The 5,517-nt window shown below is 49.5% G+C and carries 6 protein-coding genes and 1 tRNA gene; 4 read left to right on the top strand and 3 right to left on the bottom strand.

The features are described 5' to 3' along the window. On the bottom strand, positions 1 to 1,009 hold a 1,009-nt coding region (locus tag VN105_RS02730), incomplete at its 3' end, for a glycosyltransferase family 2 protein (RefSeq protein ID WP_325637678.1). 127 nt (positions 1,010 to 1,136) lie between these two features. On the opposite strand from VN105_RS02730, the gene VN105_RS02725 reads away from it, so the two are divergent. After that, entirely contained in the window at positions 1,137 to 2,285 is a 1,149-nt protein-coding gene (locus tag VN105_RS02725) for a HAMP domain-containing sensor histidine kinase (protein WP_325637676.1), read from the top strand. Positions 2,286 to 2,354: 69 nt separating this feature from the next. Beyond that, positions 2,355 to 2,441: transfer RNA gene (locus tag VN105_RS02720), tRNA-Leu, on the top strand. A gap of 119 nt (positions 2,442 to 2,560) precedes the next feature. Here the strand turns inward: VN105_RS02720 and VN105_RS02715 are convergent. Together VN105_RS02715 and VN105_RS02710 are read right to left on the bottom strand one after the other, a co-directional pair. Continuing rightward, a complete protein-coding gene (locus VN105_RS02715) occupies positions 2,561 to 2,821 on the bottom strand; it encodes a hypothetical protein (protein WP_325637673.1) in 261 nt (86 codons plus the stop codon). Between the two features lie 456 nt (positions 2,822 to 3,277). Continuing rightward, the gene (locus VN105_RS02710; protein ID WP_325637671.1) at positions 3,278 to 3,514 is read right to left on the bottom strand and encodes a hypothetical protein; all 237 of its coding nucleotides are present in this window, start codon (positions 3,512 to 3,514) and stop codon (positions 3,278 to 3,280) included. 170 nt (positions 3,515 to 3,684) lie between these two features. Between VN105_RS02710 and VN105_RS02705 the strand changes: the two genes are divergently transcribed. Together VN105_RS02705 and VN105_RS02700 are read left to right on the top strand one after the other, a co-directional pair. After that, complete coding sequence (locus VN105_RS02705; RefSeq protein WP_325637669.1) at positions 3,685 to 4,281, top strand: RNA polymerase sigma-70 factor; 597 nt, start codon at positions 3,685 to 3,687, stop codon at positions 4,279 to 4,281. A 59-nt stretch (positions 4,282 to 4,340) separates the two neighbouring features. Beyond that, positions 4,341 to 5,465, top strand: coding sequence for a FecR family protein (locus VN105_RS02700; protein WP_325637668.1), 1,125 nt, complete (start codon positions 4,341 to 4,343; stop codon positions 5,463 to 5,465). The last annotated feature ends 52 nt before the right edge of the window (positions 5,466 to 5,517 follow it).

Here is a 5,517-nt window from a genome sequence, read left to right as displayed (position 1 = left end):
AGATCAATTCAGAAAAATACTTGTGTCCAAGAAAATAATAGCGCCAGATCATAATACCATGGAACACCCCGCTCATTTTCATCAGCTTCATTTCCGGCAGATCATCTTTCTTCACATACTTCCTTCTCCAGCGATAATAATCCTTATAAGCGCGGTAAATAGCAGCCATATCCTTTGGCTTTCCTGCCACCAGGCTTTTCACGCCGGCCAGTATATCCAGGAAAAACCGTTGTACCAGCACTATCCAGCGGTCTTCGCTGTGCAGGTTCTTCCAGAGCATCATCAGGTTGTTCCTGAAGTTCAGGTACAGCTTACGGGGATTTCCCTGGGGCAGGCTGCCGCCTCCCACATGAAACACCCTGGAAGCGGGGCAATAGCAGATACGGTAACCTGCCCGCTGTAAGCGCCAGCAAAGGTCCACTTCTTCCATATGCGCAAAAAAGTCGCGGTCGAAGCCCCCTACCTGGTGATAACAGGCCGAACGGATAAACAATGCCGCCCCGGTGGCCCAGAAAATATCCTGTACATCATCATATTGCCCGTTATCTTTCTCGGTGGTATACAGGATCCGCCCACGGCAAAAGGTATACCCCAGGATGTCCATCCAGCCGCCGGCAGCGCCTGCGTACTCAAACTCTTCCGGATCTTTGTAAGCCCTCATTTTAGGCTGGCAGGCAGCAATCCGCTTGTCCTGTTCCATCAGCGCCACTACGGGCTCTATCCAGCCCGGCTCTACCTCCACGTCCTGGTTCAGCAACACGTAAATATCGGCCTGTACATGCTGCAAAGCATCATTATACCCACCGGCAAAGCCATCGTTATGCGGATTCCGGATGATCCGGATCTGCGGGTAATGCGCCGTCACAAAAGCCACGCTGTCGTCTGTGGAGGCATTGTCGGCCAGCACCAGCTGCAGGTTGCCATAAGTAGAACGGCACACAGACGGCAGGAACTTCTCCAGAAAAGATCTCCCATTCCAATTTAAAATAACAACTGCTACTGATGGCAATACGGACAACGGATATTACGTTTATGCGTGAACAATTATTTTTGAGATGCAAATATGCAACAAACGATCCTAATATTTGCGAATCATTACAGAAACAGGTAAGCCGAATAAGGCTTAAATTAGAAGTATGTTTAAACAGTATATCGGTTGGAAGTTTGTACTGGCCTCCATAGCAGTGCTGATCATTGGCACCACTATCTGGTTTGTAAGCAATTTATCCCGCAATATCCAGGAAGAAGAAAGAAAAAAAGTGGCCACCTGGGTGGAAGCCAACCGCGAACTCCTGCGGGCTGGTTCTGAAGCCAACCTGAACCTTGCTGTCGACATCGTGACCAACAACACCACCATCCCGCTGATATTAACCGATGAAACGGGTAAGATCCTGGATAGCCGCAACCTCGACTCCCTGCGCATCATGCAGGATCCTAACTTCCTCCGCAATGAACTGCAGGCTTTTAAAAAACAACACCCGCCGTTCATCATGGAAGTGGATTCCAGGCAAAAAATGTATAACTACATCTACTACGGCGATTCACTGATCCTCCGGCAGATCCGCTATTACCCGTACATACAGCTGATAGTGGTCACCCTTTTCATTGCCATTGTACTCTTTGCCCTGTCCAGCACCAACCGCGCCACCCAAAACCAGGTATGGGTAGGACTGGCCAAAGAAACAGCCCACCAACTGGGCACCCCCCTCTCTTCCATGGAAGCCTGGCTGGAAATACTGCGCGATAACGAAGCCAATGCCACCATCGTTACAGAGCTTTCAAAAGATGTGGACCGGCTTAAACTTATCACCGACCGCTTCTCCAAAATAGGAAGCGTTCCTAAACTGGAAGAAAAAGACATCGTGGCGCAGATAGAAAACATGGCCAACTATATCCGGAAAAGAGCGCCGCAGAAAGTAGTACTTACCGTTCACAGTTCTGAAGAAGAACTCCCCGCCATGTTCTCTCCCCCGCTTTTCGACTGGGTGGTGGAGAATTTATTGAAAAATGCCCTCGATGCCATGGAAGGAAAGGGAAAGATTGATATCACCATAGAAAATCACCCCACCTTTATCACGATAGATGTAGCCGATACCGGCAAAGGTATTCCCAAACTGAGCTTTGAAAAAGTGTTCAAACCCGGCTTCAGTACCAAAAAGCGGGGGTGGGGACTGGGACTGTCGCTGGCCAAACGGATCATAGAAGAATATCACCGCGGCCGGCTGTATGTAAAGTCGTCCGAAATAAATAAAGGCACTACATTCCGGATCCTGTTACGGAAATAATTGCCTTTTTCAGAAATAAATTTGCTTATTTTAAAAAAGCCATTATTTTTGCACCCCATTCTACCAGATGCGAAGGTGGCGAAATTGGTAGACGCGCTACTTTGAGGTGGTAGTGCCTGAAAGGGCTTGGGAGTTCGAATCTCCTCCTTCGCACCAAACGAGACAAACGAGGAAAACCCTTGTTTGTCTCGTTTTCTTTTTAGCGGAATCCCTTATCCAGCATACGTATCAGCCGAACGGCCTCATTTACTCTCTTAGTTCGAAAATTTCGTCGGTCAGCGTCCTGGTAGAAACGTTCCAGTTTTTGCAGAGTAGTTACCACCAACTTCAAATCTCCTATGGATGCTTTCTAATTGTTTACTTTTTTCAACCCGTTGTGCTTTCGGCAGCCGTACCCGTTTTTCCACATCTGCGTGAATCGTTTTAAAGTCAATTCCATCAATTTCATCTTTTAGTAATTTCTTACGAGCCACTACCACGTCGTTGTTGGCTTCATCCGGCTGTTCATTGATCTTGCGGATATCATCGCGGTTCAACCGGGAGAAATTTTTTGTATCCTTTATTTGTGAGATGAGTAAAGGACTTCACTATGCCATACCTGGTCGTCTATTTGTCCAGCTTTCTTCTGAACATATCGTTGGCGTTGTCGGCGCTCACCCGAAAGCCGCAGGAAGAATGGCAATGATAATACGCATTTTTTTCGCGGAGCAACCCGGGAGGCGCAGCTGGTGAGCAGCTTTTCGCATCTCGGATATAGCAGCATGCCGCGAAGCTGAAAAATTTCTTTGTTTCCCAACTGTGTGGAATAAAAAGTCTGTTTGCCTTCCAGGTAGTTTTGCATGTTAAAAAAAGCGCCGCTGAAATAATCGGCTCATGCAAACGGAAACATGCCGGCTTTCCTCTTTCTTGTAAGCATTCAGATAAATTCTGCCACAACAGACAGGATTTTAATCAATCGCCAGATGCATCGCAATTCCAATTCCCTGGCGCCTTTATAGACCTGTTCTACAAAGTATGTGCGGGCGTTCAGTTGCGTGAAGATCCAGCGGCTGTGCGATGGCTTGTAGCTCAACGTCCGTCTTTTTGAGGATCTTGATCATCTGGTAAGCATCGCCGGCGTTGCAGCTGAACCGATCCCGGTTGATAAACGGGATAACATCGGCCTGGTTCTTTCTTTTTTTAAATCGACCACTTGGAACGCTCAACGGTTTTGGCGGAATGATCTTCATACGTCACTTTACGAATAGTGATTTGGTTTATCTCACAATACCTGCGCAATCTTTCTTTCTGCTCGCGTTGTGAGTAGCCTTTGTCGGCTTGTTCGGTGAACGGTACTTTTTCTTCGGACTATTCCGAATGCTGAAAAGTTTTATATACTTTAGTACCTCTACGCAACGTTATGAAAATGGACCGCCACCACCACCCGGAATCATTGTCCGTACGCCTCTCCGAAGGCGATGAATCTGCGTTCCGCGAGTTCTTTCACCTGTACAGCCACCACATTTACAATGTTGCTTTTATCATGACCAAATCTACCGGGCTGGCGGAAGACATGGTGCAGGAAGTGTTCCTCAAGATCTGGCTCAGCCGCGCCAGTCTTGCTAGCGTAGAAAACCTGAAAGCCTATCTCTATACCAGCGCGCGGCATTATATCCTGAACGAACTGCGCAAAAAATCCCACACCCTGCAGTTTACCGATACTTTACTGGAATACTTCAGCGAGTCTGCGGACAATCCTGAGCAGGCGCTGCTGAGAAAGGAATCCCGTGGTTTTCTCCAACTGGCCATTGCCCGTCTGCCTGACCGGCAGCGCCTCATCTACCAGCTGAGCAAGGAAAAAGGGCTGAAGCAGGAAGAGATAGCCGCCCGGCTCAACATCAGCCAACATACCGTACGTAACCACCTGGCCCAGGCGTTGGTGAACATCCGTCATTTCCTGGAACGAGCTACCACAGGAACTTTACTGCTTTTCTGCCTGTTACAGGCCGGCCTCTGAAAAAAAATTTGCGGGAGACTAGTAATATCTCTGCCGGAATGTGTCTTTATACATAACACATGCCTACAAGATTCGACATATTGCTGCAGGGCTACATTACCGGTACGCTTACGCCCCCGGAGGTGGAAGAGTTCCTGCAACTGGTGAGAGACGAAGATCTGCGCCTCCCTGATGCAGTGCAGCAACTGCTGGAAACGGCCGATCATCCACCATTGCCCCCTGAAAAAGAAGCGGAGCTGGCCGGCGCTATCCTCCGCAGGGCACGCCGTACAGAACGCAGCCGCAGTCCTTTTTACTGGCTGGCAGCCGCCACTGTGGTAGTCGTAGCGGGTGCCGGGTTACTGTATATGCTACAGCAGGAGCCGCCCGCGGTCCCGATGCAGACCGCCAGTATAATCAGTAAGATACAGCCCGGTTACAACCAGGCCACGCTGGTACTGGCAGACGGCACCACTGTACCGCTAGACAGTGCGGGCAACCAGCAGATACGCCGGAACATCCGTCAAAGCAACGGCCAACTGCATTATACCCCGGGCAACCAGGCTTCCCAGATCAATACGCTGGTAACGCCTAAAGGCGGCCGCTTTGGTATCACCCTGCCAGACGGCAGTAAGGTATGGCTCAACTCCGCCTCCTCCCTCCGTTACCCCACCGCCTTCACCGGGCAGCAAAGAGTGGTAGAGCTGAAAGGTCAGGGTTATTTTGAAATAGCGCAGGCGTCTTCCAAACCCTTTGTGGTAAAGGTGAATGATATGGAGGTACAAGTGCTGGGCACCCGTTTTGACGTGATGGCTTATGAAGATGAAAAGGCCGTTAACACTACACTGCTGAGTGGGGCTGTAAGGGTAAAGAACGCAGCGGCTGCACAAACGCTGCGGCCGGGGCAACAGGCGGTGCTGGAAGGCGGCGGCACGCACATTGCCGTGCAGCAGGCAGATACGGCCAAAGCCATTGCCTGGAAGAATGGCCTTTTCTTATTTGACAACATGGACCTTGAAACGATATTGAGAGAGGTATCGCGCTGGTACAACGTAGAAGTAGTGTACCATGTAAAACCCAGCGCGGAGCTGTACGGTGGGGCCATCAGTCGTAGTATGAGCCTGGAAGCCGTACTGCATATGCTGGAGGGCAGCGGATTTAACCACCTGCAACTGGAAGGGAGAAAAATAACAGTACTACCATAATCATACAACAACACAAAAAGGCCACGTAATTATTTCAACCAAATAAAAACAG

This window comes from Chitinophaga sp. (assembly GCF_035564935.1).
Taxonomy (GTDB): Bacteria; Bacteroidota; Bacteroidia; order Chitinophagales; family Chitinophagaceae; genus Chitinophaga.
Note: the sequence above shows the minus strand (reverse complement) of the source record. Positions and strands in the feature narration are given on the sequence as shown.